Raw genomic sequence first — 18,075 nt, 5'->3', positions numbered from 1 at the left:
AGCAAGGTCTCTAAGAGCAGGATGCCGTTGAGGCGCGCCAGGACAGCTGGCGCGCCTCAACGGGCGTTGTGAATTTGAACGGCGTGAGCCGCAAAGGAAGTTGGAACAATGAAGTTCGGCAAGCAGCCCGCCCCCGTCGCGGACATCAACGAGGACAACCTCGCAGTCCACAAGCCCAAAACGGAAGCGGCCGGGGTCAAGGCCGTGATGGTGGCCCTCGAACGCGCCGTGGCGCAGGCCGGGGTAACCCGGACGGCGCAGTCCCTGCTGCGGTTGAACCAGCAGGGCGGTTTCGACTGCCCCGGCTGCGCGTGGCCGGAATCGGCCACGAAGCGGAAGGCGGCCGAGTTCTGCGAGAATGGCGCCAAGGCGGTGGCCGAGGAAAACACCCTCCGGACGGTAGGGGCGGAGTTCTGGGCGCGCCACTCGATCGCCGAACTCGCCGGGAAGACGGAGTACTGGCTGGGTAACCAGGGCCGGCTGAGCGAACCGGTGGTGATCCGCGAAGGGGAGTCCCACTATTCCCCGATCTCCTGGGCGGAGGCATTCGACCTCATTGGCGAACACATCCGGGCCTCCACTCCGGACCGCTGCGTCTTCTACACCTCCGGCCGCACCGCGAACGAGACCGCGTTTATGTACCAGCTGTTCGCGCGGGCCCTGGGCACCAACAACCTGCCGGACTGCTCGAACATGTGCCACGAGTCCTCAGGTTCGGCGTTGAACCCGACCATCGGCATCGGCAAGGGCACTGTGTCCCTGGAGGACATCCACGACTCCGAGCTGATCTTCGTGGTGGGCCAGAACCCCGGAACGAACCATCCCCGGATGCTCTCGGCCCTGAAGGAGTGCAAGGACAAGGGCGGCAAGGTAGTGGCGGTCAACCCGCTTCCGGAGGCAGGGCTCTTCAACTTCAAGGATCCGCAGACCGTCTCCGGCGTGGTGGGCGGCGGCACGCCGCTGGCCGATGAGTACCTGCAGATCAAGGTGGGCGGTGACCTGGCACTGTTCCAGGCACTGGGCCACCTGCTCCTGGTGGAGGAGGAACGCAACCCGGGCACCGTCGTCGACCGTTCGTTTATAGACGCGGAGACCGACGGGTTCGAGGCCTACCGCGACGCCCGTGGCGAGCTGGACTGGGCAGAGACTGAGAAGGCCACCGGCCTGACCCGCGAACAGATCGAAACCGTGGCCGGGATGCTCATCAGGTCCAAGGCCACCATCTTCTGCTGGGCCCTGGGCGTAACGCAGCAGCCGCACTCGGTGGATACCATCAAGGAAATGGTCAACGTCCTGCTCCTGCAGGGGAACTTCGGAAAGCCCGGCGCAGGTGCTTGCCCGGTCCGCGGACACTCGAACGTCCAGGGTGACAGGACCATGGGCATCTGGGAAAAGCCCAAGGAATGGCTCCTCCAAGCACTGGATACGGAGTTCAAAATCCAGTCCCCGCGGCACCACGGCCACGATGCCGTGGAAGCCATGGAGGCGTTCGAGCGTGACGAGGTGGACGTTTTTGTGTCCATGGGCGGCAACTTCTCCCTCGCCTGCTCGGACACCGAAACCCTGGAAGCCGGCATGCAGCGGATCGGCCTGACCGTGCACATCTCCACAAAGCCCAACCGGTCCCACGTGGTGCACGGCCGCACGTCCCTGATCCTGCCCACGCTGGGCCGGACCGACAAGGATGACAAGCACCCCAAGGGCGCGCAGTTCCTGTCCGTGGAGGACTCCATGTCCGTGGTCCACTCCACCCAGGGCCGGCTGCAGCCGGTCTCCGAGCACCTGCTCGCCGAGCCGGTGATCGTGGCGCGGATGGCCGAAGCGACCTTCGGGCCGGACCACTGCGTGGACTGGAAGGGCATGGCCGAGGACTATGACTTGGTCCGGGACCACATTTCCCGCGTCCTGCCCGGATTCGAGGACTTCAACGCCAGAGTGCGGACCAAAAACGGCTTTGTGCTGCCGAACCCGCCGCGCGACACCCGCTCCTTCAAAACGGACATCGGCCGCGGCCGCTTCACCGTCAGCCCGCTGGAATACCTGACCCCTCCCGACGGCCATCTGGTCCTCCAGACCATCCGCAGCCACGACCAGTACAACACCACGTTCTACGGCCTGGACGACCGGTACCGCGGCATCTCGGGCGGCCGGCGCGTGATTCTGGTGCACCCCGAGGATCTGGCGGAACTCGGTTTCAAGGACCGGGACCTCGTGGACGTGGTCAGCACTTTCCGTGGGCACGACAGGCAGGCGGACAAGTTCCGGCTGGTGGCCTACCCGACGGCGAAGGGCTGCGCCGCCGCGTACTTCCCCGAAGCCAACGCGCTGGTCCACAAAGAGAACGTCGCAAGGGAATCCAACACCCCCGGCTTCAAGGCAATGTTCGTCCGGTTTGTGCCGCATGCAGCGGAGCCTGAATCAGGCGAAGAGTCCGCGTCGCTTGCGGCGGCCACTGCCGGCTGACCCGGGAAAACAGCGGCCCCGTCTCCGGGGGGAGGCGGGGCCGTGCTTCTTGCGTCAGCCAGTCAGGGGAGTTCGTGCACCGTCACCGGAGTCCGTGGCTGTGCGCCAGCGCGATCGCCTCGGTGCGTGAACCGACGTCGAGCTTCCTGAACAGGTTCCGCACGTGGAACTTGACCGTGTTCTCGCTGATGCCCAGCTTGGAGGCGATGGTCCGGTTTCGGTGCCCGGCAACAAGGTGCTGGAGCACCTCGAGTTCCCGGGCGGCAAGATCCCAGCCGGTGACATCCCCCGCCGGGCGTGACGCTTGCAGGTCCAGGGGGAGGGTGACAAAAACGTCCGCACCCCAGCCCGGCATAACGTCGATCCGCAGTGTTCCGGTGAGCGCCTGGACCCGGCGGTCCAGGCGCTCAATGCTCGGGGCGTCGGCTTTGAGTGCGCCCCGGCCGTCGTCGCGGACGTTGATCAGCAGGTTTTCGCCGTCGCAGTCCCACTGCGTCCGTACCCTGCTGACATCAGGTTGTTCCGTCATGGCCAGCACAAGCCCGCGGACGATGGCCCGTGCCGCGTGGGCAACTTCGCCGGGCAGGGCCCTTCCGTTGAGCGGCGGTTCGATAAATTCGATCTCAATGCCGCTGTAGCGTGTGAGCGGCCGCAGGTCTTCCCGCAGGCGTTCGAAGGCTTTGGCAACGGGCTCTTTCACCAGGTCCGTTGTGCGGTCGCTGTGGGTCCGGAGCCTGATCAAAGCCTTGGCCGTGAGGTCGGTGACGGTGGTGCGTGCTGCCGCATCATCCAGGGAGGATGAACGCAGGGCCGCCAGGAGCGTCTCCAAGGTGGTGGAGTGCACATCGGTCAGTTCCGCCGTTACGCGGAGGCGTTCGGCGGATGCCGCCCGCGATTCGAGCAGGTACGACGGCGGCGCATCAGCCACCTTCTCCCGGATCCGCCGCGCCGTGAGGCGCCACAGATACGTCACCAGGTCCAGCCCGGCGCCGCGTCCCGGATCGGCAGGGGGATCGGTGAGGACCAGGAGGGCGTTGCTGGAGGCATGCTTCAGGGCGAGCACGGGGTGGGTCTGGCCGGCGAGCTCGGCGTCCCCGAACCAGGGTCCCTCATCCTTAAGGGTGGCACGGAGCGTGTCCAGCTCGGCGATGGAGACCCGGGAAATGATGTCCGCATCGCCGGCCTTCTTCTGCGGCCGGCCGGTGCAGTCTTCCGTGAAGATCACCAGCGCGCTGCTTCCCATGTAGGGCAGCGTGGCGTCACGCAGGCGTTCTGCTATCTGGGAGAGGGGGGCATCGGCCAATGCTGCCACGCTCTGTAAAAGCGGCCACGGCAGGTCTGGAAGAGGCATGGTGAATTCCTTCAGGGACTGATGGGCGACGTTGCTCATCCGGACAGCCTACCCGGGCAGAAACGTCCTTCCAACCCAAAAGGGTAGTAAGAACCGTCAGAAAACAGTGTTACCCCTGCCCATTTGGTTCGCAATCATTGATATCAACCAGTAAGTATCCGTCCGGCCGCTCCAGGCCGACCAGATCCAAAAGGACAAACCGTGAACCCGACAACAAATGTAACGCTCCCCGGCGCTGCAACTGCAGCAACACTCAACTGGACGCCCGCAGACGACCGTGCGGTGGACACCGCGCGTGTTTTGGCCGCGGATGCTGTGGAGAAGGTTGGTAACGGCCACCCCGGTACAGCCATGTCACTGGCCCCGGCCGCGTACCTTCTCTTTCAGAAGCTGATGCGCCACGACCCCCGCGACCCGGACTGGCTGGGACGTGACCGTTTCATCCTGTCACCGGGCCACTCCTCGCTGACCCTTTACATCCAACTGTTCCTCTCCGGCTACGGCCTGGAACTGGATGACCTGAAGGCGCTGCGCACCTGGGATTCCCTCACCCCGGGCCACCCCGAGTACAAGCACACCGCCGGTGTGGAGATCACTACCGGTCCGCTGGGCCAGGGCCTTGCCTCCTCGGTGGGCTTCGCCTATTCGCAGCGCCGGATGCGCGGCCTGTTCGACGCGGACGCAGCCGAGGGCACGTCGCCGTTTGACCACACCATCTGGGTCATCGCCTCCGACGGCGACATCCAGGAGGGCGTGACCTCCGAGGCTTCCTCGCTGGCCGGCCACCAGGAACTGGGCAACCTCGTAGTGGTGTACGACGAGAACCACATCTCCATCGAAGACGACACCGACATCTCCTTCACCGAGGATGTCCTCAAGCGTTACGAGGCCTACGGCTGGCACACCCAGCGCGTGGACTGGACCGAGACGGGCGAATACGTCGAGGACGTCCAGGAGCTCTACGCGGCCCTGCTCGCGGCGAAGGCTGAGACGTCCAAGCCGTCCATCATCTCGCTGCGCACCATCATCGGCTACCCGGCCCCGAAGAAGCAGAACACCGGTAAAATCCACGGTTCCGCACTCGGTGCTGACGAAGTGGCAGGCCTGAAGTCCGTGCTGGGCTTCGACCCGGAGAAGTCCTTCGAGGTGGACCAGGACGTCCTGGCCCACGCCCGTTCCGTGGTTGACCGCGGCGCTGCTGCCCGCAGCGAATGGGATTCCTCGTTCGAGGCGTGGCAGCAGGCCAACCCTGAGGGCGCTGCCCTGCTAAAGCGGATCGAAGCCAAGAAGCTTCCCGCTGGCCTCGATGCAGTCCTTCCGGTCTTCGAAGCAGGCAAGGATGTCTCCACCCGCGCAGCGTCGGGCAAGGTCCTGAACGCTCTGGGCCCGGTCATGCCCGAGCTGTGGGGCGGTTCGGCTGACCTCGCGGAGTCCAACAACACCACCATCGAGGGATCGGCGTCGTTCATTCCGGTCTCCCGCTCCACCGACGCGTGGAAGGGCAACCCGTACGGCAGGGTCCTGCACTTCGGCATCCGTGAGCACGCCGCGGCGTCGATCGTGAACGGCATCTCGCTGCACGGCCGGACCCGCGCGTTCTCCGGTACGTTCCTGATCTTCAGCGACTACCAGCGCCCGGCCATCCGCCTCTCCGCCCTGATGGGTGTCCCGTCCATCTACGTGTGGTCCCACGACTCCATTGGCCTGGGCGAGGACGGCCCCACCCACCAGCCGGTGGAACAGCTCTCCACCCTCCGTGCGATCGTTGGCCTGGACGTTGTCCGTCCCGGCGACGCAAACGAGGTGGGCACTGCGTGGAAGACCATGCTGGAGAACCACGAAAACCCGGCCGGCATCGTCCTGACCCGCCAGAACATCCCCACCTACGCCCGCGGTACGGGCGCAGCGCAGGGTGACACCTTTGCTTCCCCGGCGGGTGTGGCCAAGGGCGGCTACGTCCTCGCCGAAGCGGCCAAGGACGGCGCAACCGTTCCGGCCGATGTGCTGCTGATCGCTACCGGCTCCGAGGTCCAGCTGGCCGTCCAGGCCCGCGAAGCCCTCCAGGCCGAAGGCATCGCCGCCCGCGTCATCTCGATGCCGTGCGTCGAGTGGTTCAACAAGCAGGACGCGGCCTACCGCGAGTCCGTGCTTCCCGCCGCCATCAAGGCCCGCGTCTCCGTGGAGGCCGGCCTGGCACTGGGCTGGAGGGAGTTCGTCGGCGATGCCGGCCGTTCCATCTCGCTTGAGCACTACGGCGCTTCGGCAGACTACAAGCGCCTGTTCCAGGAGTTCGGCATCACCGCGGAGGCTGTCGCCGCCGCCGCCAAGGACTCCCTGGCCGCTGCCCGCAACTGACCAATACCAGCACTGCGGCCAGCGCCGCGGGGCGGCCTCATGGGGACGTCCCGCGGCGCGGCCGCGAACCGTCACCAGTCCACAAATTTTTGAAGGAAGAAGCTATGACCAACGCGACCCCCACTGCCCAGCTGTCCGACGCCGGCGTGTCCATCTGGCTCGATGACCTCTCGCGTGAGCGTCTCGCCAGCGGCAGCCTGCAGAAGCTCATCGATGAAAAGAACGTGGTGGGAGTGACCACGAACCCATCCATCTTCCAGGCCGCCATCACCTCCGGTTCGGACTACGACGCCAAGATCGCGGAACTTGCCGCGCAGGGCGCCGGCGTCGAGGAGACCATCTTCGAGATCACCACCGCCGACGTCGCTGACGCCTGCGACCTGTTCGCCCCGATCGCCGCCGCCACCAACGGCGTTGACGGCCGTGTGTCCATCGAGGTTGATCCCCGCCTTGCCTGGGACACCGAGGGCACCATTGCCGAGGCCAAGAACCTCTACAAGAAGGTGGACAAGGACAACGTCCTCATCAAGATCCCCGCAACGCTCGAAGGCCTCGCGGCCATCACGGCAACCCTGGGCGAAGGCATCAGCGTCAACGTCACGCTGATCTTCTCCCTGGACCGCTACCGCGCTGTCATCAACGCCTACCAGGCCGGCCTGGAACTGGCCAAGGAAAACGGCCACGACCTGTCCACGATCCACTCGGTGGCCTCGTTCTTCGTCTCCCGCGTGGACTCCGAGATCGACAAGCGCCTCGACGCCCTCGGCACCGACGAAGCCAAGGGCCTCAAGGGCAAGGCCGGCGTGGCCAACGCACGACTGGCCTACCAGATGTATGAGCAGCTCTTCTCGACCGACCGGTGGGAAGTCCTGGCCGAAGCCGGTGCACGCCCGCAGCGTCCGCTGTGGGCGTCCACCGGTGTGAAGGACCCTGCCTACCCCGACACTCTGTACGTCACCGGACTGGTTGCTGCCGACGTCGTCAACACCATGCCGGAGAAGACGCTGGACGCGACGTTCGACCACGGCGTGGTCACCGGTGACACCATCACCGGCACCTATGCCGAGTCCAAGGCCGTGCTGTACGCACTGGACGCCTTGGGCATCTCCTACAACGGGGTGGTTGCCCTCCTCGAATCCGAAGGTCTGGACAAGTTCGTGGCCAGCTGGAAGGAACTGCTGGCCGACGTCGAAGGCGCCCTCGCCACCGCACGGAAGGCATCCTGACCCGAGTTCTGACCGCTACCGAAAGGCAGACATCATGTCCGCATCACCCCTGAACTGCTGCATCAACCCCAGCATCCTCTCGGCTGACTTCGCCAACCTCGAGGCCGAGCTCGCCCGCATCAGCAACGCCGATGCCGTGCACGTGGATGTAATGGACAACCATTTTGTGCCGAACCTGACCATCGGCCTGCCTGTTGTGGAACGTATCCAGACGGTCAGCCCGGTCCCGTTGGACGCCCACCTGATGATCGCCAACGTGGACCGCTGGGCTCCGCTGTACGCCGACGCCGGCCTGAGTTCGGTGACCTTCCACGTGGAGGCATCGGATGCCCCCATCAAACTGGCCCGGGAACTCCGGGCTCGCGGGGCCAAGGCTGGCATGGCACTTCGCCCGGCCACCCCGGTGGAGCCGTACCTGGACATGCTCTCCGAACTCGACATGCTGTTGATCATGACCGTTGAACCGGGCTTTGGCGGCCAGGCGTTCCTGGACGTTATGCTGCCGAAGATCCGCCGCGCCCGCGAGGCGGTAGACGGTTCAGGAGTTAACGTGGCCATCCAGGTGGACGGCGGCATCACTGAAGAAACCATTACCCGTGCAGCGGAAGCCGGTGCCAACGTTTTCGTGGCCGGATCGGCTGTATACGGCAAGCCCTCGCCAGAGGATGCCATCGAGTCACTGCGCACTAACGGGCAGCTCGCCTTCGGCCCCCGTGGTCTCCAACTCACCAATACCGCACACCAACCAGTCTGAAGGACCACACATGCGCGTTCACATCGCAACCGATCACGCCGGGATGGAGCTAAGCTCCCACCTCATTACTGCCCTCTCTGCCAGCGGCTACGAGATGGTGGACCACGGGCCGGCCGCCTATGATGCCGAGGACGATTACCCGTCGTTCTGTATTAACGCAGCGGCTGCCGTTGTGGCCGATCAGGCCGAAGGAGTCGACGCCCTGGGGATTGTTCTGGGCGGCTCAGGCAACGGCGAGCAGATCGCCGCGAACAAGGTCAAGGGCGTCCGCGCCGCTTTGGCCTGGAACCTGGACACAGCGAAGCTTGCCCGGGAGCACAACAACGCCAATGTGGTGGCCGTGGGCGGGCGGCAACACACCGTCCAGGAGGCCACCGAACTGATCAAGGCATTCCTGGCAGAACCGTTCAGCAACGCCGAGCGCCATGAACGCCGCATTGGCAAGATTGCCACGTACGAAACCACCGGCGAGGTGGCTGAGTAGTAACCTCCGGCTGCGTCATAGCCCCGTCCCATGCGGCGGGGCTATGACGCAGCCGCCTTCTTTTTAAGCGAACAGTTCAACATAGGAGTCAGCATGCCCATTGCAACCCCAGAGATCTATTCCGAGATGATCGACCGTGCGAAGGCCGGCGGCTATGCGTTCCCGGCCGTTAACGTGACCTCCTCGCAGACCCTCAACGCGGCCCTGCGCGGCTTCGCCGAGGCCGAGTCCGACGGCATCGTCCAGGTGTCCACCGGCGGTGCCGCCTACTGGTCCGGCGCTGCAACGAAGGACATGGTGGCGGGTTCGCTCGGCTTCGCCGCGTTTGCCCGTGAAGTTGCCAAGAACTATGGCGTGAACATTGCCCTGCACACGGACCACTGCCCGAAGGACAAGCTGGACGGCTTCGTCCTGCCGCTGCTGGCCGCCTCTGAGGCAGAGGTCAAGGCCGGCCGGAACCCGATCTTCAACTCGCACATGTGGGACGGTTCGCACGAGCCGCTCAACGAGAACCTGAGCACCGCGCGTGAACTGCTGGAGCGCACCGCCGCCGCGAAGATGATCCTCGAAGTTGAAATCGGCATTGTGGGCGGCGAAGAGGACGGCGTGGAGAACGCCATCAACGATAAGCTGTACACCACTGTGGAGGACGCCCTGGCCACCATCGAGGCCCTTGGCGCCGGCGAGAACGGCCGCTACATCACTGCCCTGACCTTCGGCAACGTGCATGGTGTGTACAAGCCGGGCGGTGTGAAGCTGCGTCCGGAGATCCTGAAGGACATCCAGGCGCAAGTGGGCGCGAAGCTGGGCAAGAACAGCCCGTTTGACCTGGTGTTCCACGGCGGCTCGGGCTCCTCGGACCAGGAGATCGCGGACGCTGTCTCCTACGGTGTGATCAAGATGAACATCGATACCGACACCCAGTACGCCTACACCCGTCCGGTGGTGGACCACATGTTCCGCAACTACGACGGTGTGCTGAAGGTCGATGGCGAGGTGGGCAACAAGAAGCTCTACGATCCCCGCGTCTGGGGCGCCTCCGCCGAGGCCGGCCTGTCCGCCCGCATCGTGGAGGCAACCAAGCAGCTCGGTTCCGCCGGAAAAACGTTCTAGAATGTCCGACAACTTCCGCAACAGGGGTGTTCAATGAGTGCGAAGCTACGCTGGGGCGTCTGGGCACCGCCCGCGTCGTGCGCAAGACGATTCCGGCGTTGCAGGAAACGGTGAGGTTGTAGGGATCGCATCACGCAGCGGGGAAAAGGCCAGGGAGTACGCCAACAAATACGGTGTCCCACAGTCGTTTGGCTCGTATGAGGCGCTGCTCGCAGCCGAAGTGCTGGGCCAGCTGACGTTTGTCCACGTTGCCCACTCCTTCGACGCGGGCGGCGGCGACAACATCCGCTGGTACTCAGGGCTCGGCGGCGGCGCCCTCTTCGATACGCGATCTCGCTTTTTGATACGGGCGTGAACCTCGAGCGCCGCAACTTCCTGGAACTCACGGGCACCGGAGGCCGGCTCTACCTTGACAATCCTTTCGGGCTCCTGGAGGAGGACTCGGTCCTGGAAGAGCATCACTCCGGACAGGACACCATCTATCACGAGGTCAAGGGCGAAAACCACTTCGTACGGATGGGCGAACACTTCGCCGACAGCGTCCTAAACGGCACGCCGCTCCGCTACGACCTCACGGACGCGGCAAACAACGCCCGGGTACTGGAAGGTCTCGACGCGGCAGCGCGGAAACAAGAAGTGGGCGTCTGAACCGAGAAGGTCAGCCGAACAGGACCGCTGCTTCCTCGTAGCGGTCCTGTGGGACTGTCTTCAGCTGGCCCAGGGCCTCCTGGAAGTCCACGTGTTTGATGTCCGTTCCCTTGAGTGCCACCATGGTGCCCCAGCGGCCCTCCACCACTGAATCGATCGCGGCCATGCCCAAACGTGTGGCCAGGACGCGGTCAAAAGCGGACGGAACGCCGCCGCGCTGGATGTGGCCCAGGATGGTGGCGCGCGTCTCGATGCCGGTCCTGGCCTCCAGCTCCGGCACCAACTGGTCCGCGATCCCGCCCAGGCGGGGCCGGCCAAAGTTGTCAAGACCCCGTTCTGAGTGCGGGGATTCCATGTGCTCCGGAACAAAACCTTCGGCCACCACCACCAGTGGTGCCCGCCCGCGGGCGTGGGCTTCTTTCACCCACTGCGCGATCTGCTCGATGCTGACCGTCTGCTCTGGGATCAGGATGGCGTGGGCGCCGGCGGCCATGCCCGCGTGCAGCGCAATCCAGCCCACGTGCCGGCCCATGACTTCGGCGATCATGCAGCGGTGGTGGGACTCCGCCGTCGTGCGCAGCCGGTCGATTGCCTCCGTGGCGATCTGCACGGCGGTGTCGAAGCCGAAGGTGTAGTCGGTGGCGTCGAGGTCATTGTCCACAGTCTTGGGCACACCCACGATCTTCAGCCCGGCGTCGGTCAGCCGCTTTGCCGCGGCCAGGGTTCCCTCGCCGCCGATGGCGATGATGGCGTCGATGCCCAGACGGTCCATGTGGGCCTTGATGACTTCAGGGCCGCCGCCGTTTTCGAAGGGATTGGTGCGGGAGGTTCCGAGGATGGTGCCGCCCTGCTTGGCGATGCCGCGGACCATCGTGCGGGGGATTTCGATGATGTCGCCCTCAACCACGCCGCGCCAGCCATCCAGGAACCCCACGAACTCGTGGCCGTGCACGGTAATGCCCTTAAGGACGGCGCCACGGATGACCGCGTTCAGGCCGGGGCAGTCCCCGCCGCTGGTGAGGATTCCAATTTTCATGTTTCGGCTCAAATTCTGGGAGAGGTTTTACAGGCAGAGCGCCACACTGAGGCGCCTGGAAGTGTTGTGGAAGAGAGGTGGCAGGGCGCAAAGCGGTTGCAGATCCGCGGCGCACTGGACCGTACAAGCCTGAGCTGCACGTGCCGCTTCAAGGCGAGACCCCTGACGGGGGCTGCGGCCGGCTTGTCCGCTGATCATGCTTGTCCGCCAGGACGGCGAGATCGTGGATGAGCTGTTGCATCTCGCGGTCACGGCCGCCCACGGGCCGGACCTGGGAGAGCGGAACGGGTTTCCTGAACGGAGTGGGCACGGGAGTCCGGCCCGCCAGAGGCGGCGGCGTGCGAGGCGGCTCCTGACCCGCAGAGGAATCAATAAAGAGCATGGAGTTCACTTACGCCGATTTCAACGCGGCAAGCACTGACATGGCCTCCTGAACCACATCCCTCGCGGGGAACGAAGGCCGGTTGACGCCTGCCATTTCCTCCATGACCCGGACCACCTGGCAGCTGTAGCCGAACTCGTTGTCGTACCAGACATAGAGGACGAGGTTCTTGCCATTGGAGATGGTGGCCAGGCCATCCACAATGCCGGCATGGCGGGAACCGACGAAGTCCGTGGAGACAACTTCAGGTGAATCCATGTAATCGATCTGCTTGCGCAGGTTCGAATGCAGCGACATGTCCCGGAGGAAGCTGTTCACCTCATCCTTGGTGGTGCCGTTTTCCAGGCTCAGGTTCAGGATGGCCAGCGAAACGTCCGGGGTAGGTACACGGATGGAACTGCCCGTGAGCTTGCCCAGCAACTCCGGCAGCGCCTTGGCCACGGCGGTGGCGGCACCGGTCTCGGTGATGACCATGTTCAGCGCGGCGGAGCGTCCGCGGCGGTCGCCCTTGTGGAAGTTGTCGATCAGGTTCTGGTCATTGGTGAACGAGTGGACGGTCTCAACATGGCCGTGGACGACGCCGAACCTGTCATTGATGGCCTTCAGGACCGGGGTGATGGCGTTGGTGGTGCAGGACGCCGCGGAGACGATCTGGTCAGTATCCTCGATGCTGCCGTGGTTGATGCCGTGCACGATGTTCTTCAGCGCGCCCTTGCCCGGTGCGGTCAGGAGGACACGGGCCACGCCCTTGCTCTGCAGGTGCTGGGACAGGCCCTCGGCGTCGCGCCAGCGGCCGGTATTGTCCACTACGAGCGCGTCCTTGATGCCGTACGCGGTGTAGTCGAGCGTGGCGGGGTTGTCCGAGTAGATGACCTGGACCTGCACGCCGTTGGCGGTGATGGTGTTGGCTTCCTCATCCACACGTATGGTGCCCTCGAACGGGCCGTGGACCGAGTCGCGGCGCAACAGGCTGGCGCGCTTGGCGAGGTCCTTGTCCGAGCCGCGGCGCACCACGATGGCGCGCAGGCGCAGGCCGTGCCCGCCGCCTGCCTTTTCGATCAGCAGGCGGGCCAGGAGGCGGCCGATGCGGCCGAAACCGTAGAGCACAACGTCGGTGCTGGTGCGGTCATCAGCGCCGCGCTTGCCAACCACGTCGGCCAACTCGGCACGGAGGAACTCCTCCAGCGTTGCCCCGCCGCCTTCTTCGTTGAACTTCTGGTTGAGGCGGGCGATGTCGATCGCTGCCGCACCCAACTCCAGGCCAGCGAGGGTGTTCAGGAGTGGGGCGGTCTCCTCCAGGAGCAGCTCGTCTTTGCTGACCCGCCGGGCGAAGCGGTGCGCCTTCAAGATGCTCATGGTGGACTTGCTCACCAGGCTGCGGCCATGAATGCTGGTCACCACGTTGTTTTCGCGGTACAGCCGGCCAATCACCGGAATCATAGCCTCGGCGAGGGCCTCCCGGCCCATCCACGCATCAAAATAAGAATCTGACGGTTGTAGCATCGGGCTTCCTTTCGCAATCTGTCGGATCTGTTGGAGCTTGGCCTAGCCTCCATCGTCCTGTCATTTGCGGATAGGGGAAACGCCATTTCAGGATGGTTTTTACTACCCCATTGGGTAGTCTGAGCGGCGCGCCGTGGCGGTGCGCGGTCGCTTCCCCACCCGAACAGGCTGGGCTACAGTGCCTCTAACTGGTCATCCACCAGCCCGCCGGAGACATTGCCGGCGAGTAAAGCAGAAAGGCAAAACCATGAGCGTAACTTTCCAGCCCACCGAACTTTTTAAGGGGAACATGGACGAATCCCCGCTGGGCCCGCCGTTGGCCGAGGTGCTCGGCGACGAGATACCAACGCGAATTTCCATCCCCTTCACCAGTGAGGACTCCCGTATCCTCTCCGGAGTCTGGGAAGCCGATCCAGGCCTCTCCCGGTGGGAGTTCCTGGAGCGAGGAGAGGCGATTCACGTCCTGGAAGGCCGCATGGTGGTCACTGAGGACGGCGCTGAACCGATCACTCTGGAAGCCGGAACCGCTGCCATCTTCCCCATCGGGTGGCAGGGGACGTGGGAGATCCAGGAGCGGATCAGGAAATTCTTTGTCATTTTCGCAGCCTGACCGAGGGGCCGCTGTCCTGTCAGGCCCGGGCACTGCCCGGGCCTGACAGATTCCCCACGCTAGTGGGGCGGGCTCGAGTGCCAATTTCACGCCACAGCCCACCAGGACCGTTCCGGTCATTCCATCGATGGCCCGGATGCTGCGGGCACCTTTGAGCCAGCGGGCAGCGTAGCCCGTGCCAAAAATAAGCAGGGTGAACCCCGCCATGGTCAACAGGCAGTGGACGCCAGAACACCCATGAGCAGCGGTGAGGCGCCGCCGGGATGAACTGGGGAATAGTGGCGATGCAGAAGACGCCCACCTTGGGATTGAGGCCGGGGCACGCGGAGCGAGTTAGGTGTTCGTAGCGACGCGTTCTGCCGGCAATACGATTTTCACTAGCGGTTCGACGTAGCGCGCGGCCAACGGGCCCACCACGGCCATGACCAGTACATAGGCAGTCGCCATGGCTGCCAGTTCCTGGGAGACGGCACCGGATGCCACAGCCAGGCCCGCGATGACGATCGAGAATTCCCCGCGAGCTATAAGCGCCGCTCCGGCACGGAGACGTCCAGGGCGGGCAATGCCCACACGCTTCGCCGCCCAGATGCCGGTCGCCATTTTGCTGGCGGCGGTAATCAAAGCCAGGACAAGTGCCCAGCCAAGCACTGGCGGAATCGAGGCAGGATCAGTGTTCAGCCCGAATGCCACAAAGAAAATGCCCGCAAAAAGGTCCCGCAGCGGTGCCAAGAGACGCGTGGCCCGGTGCGATGTGGCCCCGGAGATTGCGATGCCGAGCAAAAAAGCCCCGACAGCCGTTGACACCTGCATGGCTGATGCCGCACCGGCCACCAGCAGGGCTGAGCCCAGGATGCCAAGGAGGAACACCTCTGAGTTTTCGCTGTGGACAGCCTTGGATACCTGATGTCCGTGGCGCAGCGCAACTGTGAGGACCACGCTCACCACCGCTAACGCAATGCCTACCGTTGTGAGTCCGCTGAGGAAACTGGCGCCGGCAAGGATACTGGTGAGGACGGGAAGGTACACCGCCATGGTCAGGTCTTCGAAAACGAGGATGGAGATCACCACACGGGTTTCCCGGTTGCCCAGCCAGCCCAAGTCAGTGATCACCTTCGCCGCAATTCCGGACGAGGAGATGTAGGTGACACCTCCCATCACCACGGCGCCCACGAATCCCCAGCCCAGGAACAAGGCAAGGGCTCCCCCCGGCAGAAAGTTCAGGAGCAGGTCAAGGAGACCGGCCTGCCATGATCGTCGCAGTCCGGTCAAGAGCTCGGCCGCAGAATATTCCAGCCCCAACATGAGCAACAACAGAATGACGCCGATCTCCCCAAAAACGTGCGCCGATTGCTTCATGCCCTCGAGCTCAACGATCCCACCTGTGCCAAAGGCGAGGCCACCAAGGAGATAGAGCGGGATGGGCGACATTCCGATCCGTGCGGCCAGTCTGGCCAGCAGGCCGAGGGAGAACACAACTGCCCCAAGTTCAATGAGGCTCAGGGCCAGTGGGTTCATGGCGTCTTCCGGGGACAGGATCTCAGCCGCTGCAGCAAGATAATCTCCGTCTTATGCCGACATGGTGGCAAACATCAGGGCCATAACAGCAGCGCCCAGAGCTTCGAGCCCGTGTTCGGCGCGGACGGAGCGTTTTGGAGTAGATCGGCAGCCGGCAGTGGCTGTGGCTGCGCGGCCACGCAGTAGAAGGACGGTGAAAACCACCGCCGCAATTCCGAAGAATACTGTCAGCGGGAGCGCCAGGACGGATGAGTGATCCAGCCCTGATACCACCGTGCTATGTGCTGCCGGTGCTGTTGCGTGGTGGGCATGCGGAGTTGACATGGCAACTGCCGGTGCGATTTCCCGGCTCCCGGCGGCGGCCTGACCCATCATGGCGATCATGAGGGCTGCACCGGCCATAGTGAGGCTGTGATAGACGCATTTCAGCCGGTTTTGACTGCCGGCGCAAAGAATGTTGAACTCCGGCCGGGCAACCGCCTGGATGACGAACCACAGCGCCGCGCCGGCGAGGACCGCGATCTGGGCCAGCATGGTGGACGGAACGAGGTTCCACAACATGGCAGCCATAAGGACGCTCATGAGGGCATGGAGGCTTTTATTGGCTCGGTCCGTCAGGTGGCGGGACCGGGCCGCCTGCAGCAGGTAATAGCCGCCGCTTAGCAGCAGGACGGCTGTGAGGGCCCAGGTAATTGCGGGGTTATTGAACATGCGGATCACGCTCCTACTACGAAGTGGGGTTGATGGATCGGTCCCCGGCGCGATATTCGACAGCGCCGGGGACCGCCTTCTGAGGAGGCTACGTCTCCAGTTCCTGAAGGCGTACATGCCGGTTCCGTTATGTAAGGTCCAGGACCTTTTCCCGGTCATCGGCATCGTGATTCGAAGCGTTGTCTGTAGCGCGGGCAGCGGCTGCCTTGGATTCCGCGCGTCGCGATTCGTGCAGGGAATACAGCCAGATGGGCAGGTAAGACGCCAAAACGAGGAAGCCCACCCAGGTTGAGGTCCAGCCGATCTCCAGGCTGTTGAGGTAGACCACGCCGATCAGGCACAGGGGCACATTGAACAGGCCAAAGATCATGGCGACATGTGTCCAGCCCTTGGGTGCTTTGAAGGGGCGTTCCAGGTTGGCGAAGGCGGGGTGCTTTTTAGCTTTGACGTAGGCGAAGAGGCTGATGCCGTTGGCGCAGGTGTAGCCGATTGCGGAGGCGGCAAGAATTGCCGCGGCGTTTCCCATGGAGATCAGCACCAGGTTGAAGGCTCCGATGACCAGCATGGCAATGAACGGGGTCCCGTGGCGGTTGGTTTTGCCGAAAACCGCAGGAAGATTGCCTTCACTAGACATGGAGTGCATGGCGCGGGATGAACCCAGGTAAGCGGTTTGGATGATGAGGACCATGGCGGCGATCAGCATGATGATGGTGATGACTGAACCGGCCTGGCCAAAGACGGCCTGGGCCACCGGAATCAGGGGTGAGACAGACTCGGCCTGCACACCTTCGACACCCAGCACGCCGATTACTGCGGCCTGCAGCAGGACATACAAAGCGAAGCAGATGATGCCGCAGGCAAGCAGCGCCTTGGGGAGATCCTTGGACGGTTTTTTGTATTCGGGGCCATAGATGGCTGCCGTTTCCCAGGCGCAGGCACTCCACTGGGCGATCCCAAAGATGCCAAAGAGCATCAGGATATGGTGCATGTCCCACGCCCAATCAGACGGCCACCAGTTGCCGGTGATGTTGGTCATCTCGACGTGTCCGGTAGCAAAGGGCGCCACGGCCAGGATGACCAGCGGTATCAGGGATATGGCCGCCAGGATATAACCCAGGATGGCGCCATCCTTCAGGCCGAACCAGTTAACAATGAACAACCCGGTAAAGATCACCAAGCCCGAGATCAAAGCGAGCTGATATTCCGTGAAAGTCTCGCTCAGGGCCGGGAACAGCCCATGCAGGTAACTGCCGGCCGTGATGGCGAAGATCGCCAGGATCGGGTTCCAGCCAAACCAGTAGCTCCAGGCGGTGAAGCCGCCGATCAGCTTGCCCTTGTCGTACTTGCCTTTGTAGTTCTGGGTGCGGAAGACGTGCTGCGCGAAACCTGGCAGGCCGGAGGCCTTGGGGAAGGTGGTGGCCATTTCGGCATACGCGGTGCTCTGCATGAAGCCTTGAAGGACAGATATTCCCCAGATGAGGATTGCTGCGGCGGACACGTACATCGGCAGGTAGCCCAACGAGGGCAGAATCAGCATGGGAACACCCAGCGCGATGGCCGCACCCTGCTTCCAGTTAATCGACCGTTTCAGGTGATCGGCTTCATCCAAATGATTTTCACTCATAACATCTCCTTTGATGAACTGAACGTCGTGTGATCTTTACTGCCTGGACGCCTCTGGCGGCCAGCGAGTATGGGACGGACCCCGATGCGCGAACGTCCAAGCACGTAGGAAGGTCCGAGAGGATTCGCCCTTGTGGCGAGGGGAGTCCGCGGGAGTGCCGTGACGAATCACAGCGCTCCCGCGGACTCAGTTAGGGACTTGTCAGTCGGTGGTGCAGCAGGTTTCGGTGTTGGTGGTGGTGGTTCTGTTTTCGTTGCTGGGGAGGTTCAGGGTGGGGTTTTGGTCGAAGAAGCCGTGGGG

The 18,075-nt window shown here is 63.8% G+C and carries 15 protein-coding genes; 9 read left to right on the top strand and 6 right to left on the bottom strand.

Translation table 11 applies throughout. The annotated features are described in order from the left end of the window. Positions 1–108: 108 nt before the first annotated feature. Positions 109–2,463 (top strand): FdhF/YdeP family oxidoreductase, encoded by a 2,355-nt coding sequence (locus tag J2X01_RS20105; protein ID WP_310061698.1) that lies wholly within the window; start codon positions 109–111, stop codon positions 2,461–2,463. Positions 2,464–2,545: 82 nt separating this feature from the next. On the opposite strand, the gene J2X01_RS20100 is transcribed toward J2X01_RS20105, so the two are convergent. Further along, on the bottom strand, positions 2,546–3,814 hold the full coding sequence (locus J2X01_RS20100; protein ID WP_310061739.1) for a helix-turn-helix transcriptional regulator: 1,269 nt from the start codon (positions 3,812–3,814) through the stop codon (positions 2,546–2,548). Between the two features lie 201 nt (positions 3,815–4,015). Between J2X01_RS20100 and tkt the strand changes: the two genes are divergently transcribed. From tkt to J2X01_RS20065, 7 genes are all read left to right on the top strand, one after another. Next, positions 4,016–6,169 (top strand): transketolase, encoded by a 2,154-nt coding sequence (tkt, locus tag J2X01_RS20095; protein WP_310061695.1) that lies wholly within the window; start codon positions 4,016–4,018, stop codon positions 6,167–6,169. A 104-nt stretch (positions 6,170–6,273) separates the two neighbouring features. After that, positions 6,274–7,395 carry a transaldolase gene (gene tal, locus J2X01_RS20090; RefSeq protein WP_310061692.1) on the top strand — a complete coding sequence of 374 codons (1,122 nt, stop codon included), beginning with the start codon at positions 6,274–6,276 and terminating at the stop codon, positions 7,393–7,395. A gap of 34 nt (positions 7,396–7,429) precedes the next feature. Beyond that, positions 7,430–8,149, top strand: a complete 720-nt coding sequence (gene rpe / locus J2X01_RS20085) for a ribulose-phosphate 3-epimerase (protein WP_310061688.1) — start codon at positions 7,430–7,432, stop codon at positions 8,147–8,149. Positions 8,150–8,159: 10 nt separating this feature from the next. After that, positions 8,160–8,633: a ribose-5-phosphate isomerase gene (locus tag J2X01_RS20080; protein ID WP_310061684.1), complete on the top strand. Its 474-nt coding sequence runs from the start codon at positions 8,160–8,162 to the stop codon at positions 8,631–8,633. 93 nt (positions 8,634–8,726) lie between these two features. Next, positions 8,727–9,746, top strand: coding sequence for a class II fructose-bisphosphate aldolase (gene fbaA, locus J2X01_RS20075; RefSeq protein WP_310061682.1), 1,020 nt, complete (start codon positions 8,727–8,729; stop codon positions 9,744–9,746). A gap of 37 nt (positions 9,747–9,783) precedes the next feature. Then, entirely contained in the window at positions 9,784–10,101 is a 318-nt protein-coding gene (locus J2X01_RS20070; protein WP_310061680.1) for a hypothetical protein, read from the top strand. Further along, on the top strand, positions 10,098–10,394 hold the full coding sequence (locus J2X01_RS20065; protein ID WP_310061678.1) for a hypothetical protein: 297 nt from the start codon (positions 10,098–10,100) through the stop codon (positions 10,392–10,394). Before J2X01_RS20070 ends, J2X01_RS20065 begins: the two co-directional genes overlap by 4 nt. Positions 10,395–10,404: 10 nt before the next feature. On the opposite strand, the gene J2X01_RS20060 is transcribed toward J2X01_RS20065, so the two are convergent. Together J2X01_RS20060 and J2X01_RS20055 are read right to left on the bottom strand one after the other, a co-directional pair. Continuing rightward, positions 10,405–11,430, bottom strand: coding sequence for an ATP-dependent 6-phosphofructokinase (locus J2X01_RS20060; RefSeq protein WP_310061676.1), 1,026 nt, complete (start codon positions 11,428–11,430; stop codon positions 10,405–10,407). A 391-nt stretch (positions 11,431–11,821) separates the two neighbouring features. Continuing rightward, a complete protein-coding gene (locus J2X01_RS20055) occupies positions 11,822–13,315 on the bottom strand; it encodes a glyceraldehyde-3-phosphate dehydrogenase (protein WP_310061672.1) in 1,494 nt (497 codons plus the stop codon). 247 nt (positions 13,316–13,562) lie between these two features. Here J2X01_RS20055 and J2X01_RS20050 point away from each other — a divergent pair, with 247 nt between their 5' ends. Continuing rightward, on the top strand, positions 13,563–13,925 hold the full coding sequence (locus J2X01_RS20050) for a cupin domain-containing protein (RefSeq protein WP_310061668.1): 363 nt from the start codon (positions 13,563–13,565) through the stop codon (positions 13,923–13,925). A 333-nt stretch (positions 13,926–14,258) separates the two neighbouring features. Here J2X01_RS20050 and J2X01_RS20045 read toward each other — a convergent pair whose 3' ends face one another. The 3 genes from J2X01_RS20045 to J2X01_RS20035 all read right to left on the bottom strand — a co-directional run bounded on the left by J2X01_RS20045 (position 14,259) and on the right by J2X01_RS20035 (position 17,775). Next, on the bottom strand, positions 14,259–15,440 hold the full coding sequence (locus tag J2X01_RS20045; protein ID WP_310061665.1) for a cation:proton antiporter: 1,182 nt from the start codon (positions 15,438–15,440) through the stop codon (positions 14,259–14,261). A 51-nt stretch (positions 15,441–15,491) separates the two neighbouring features. After that, the gene (locus J2X01_RS20040) at positions 15,492–16,151 is read right to left on the bottom strand and encodes a DUF5134 domain-containing protein (RefSeq protein WP_310061662.1); all 660 of its coding nucleotides are present in this window, start codon (positions 16,149–16,151) and stop codon (positions 15,492–15,494) included. Positions 16,152–16,278: 127 nt separating this feature from the next. Continuing rightward, positions 16,279–17,775, bottom strand: coding sequence for an APC family permease (locus tag J2X01_RS20035; protein WP_310061659.1), 1,497 nt, complete (start codon positions 17,773–17,775; stop codon positions 16,279–16,281). Positions 17,776–18,075 lie beyond the last annotated feature (300 nt).

Source organism: Arthrobacter ginsengisoli (assembly GCF_031456935.1).
In the GTDB taxonomy this organism is placed as follows: domain Bacteria; phylum Actinomycetota; class Actinomycetes; order Actinomycetales; family Micrococcaceae; genus Arthrobacter; species Arthrobacter ginsengisoli.
Note: the sequence above shows the minus strand (reverse complement) of the source record. Positions and strands in the feature narration are given on the sequence as shown.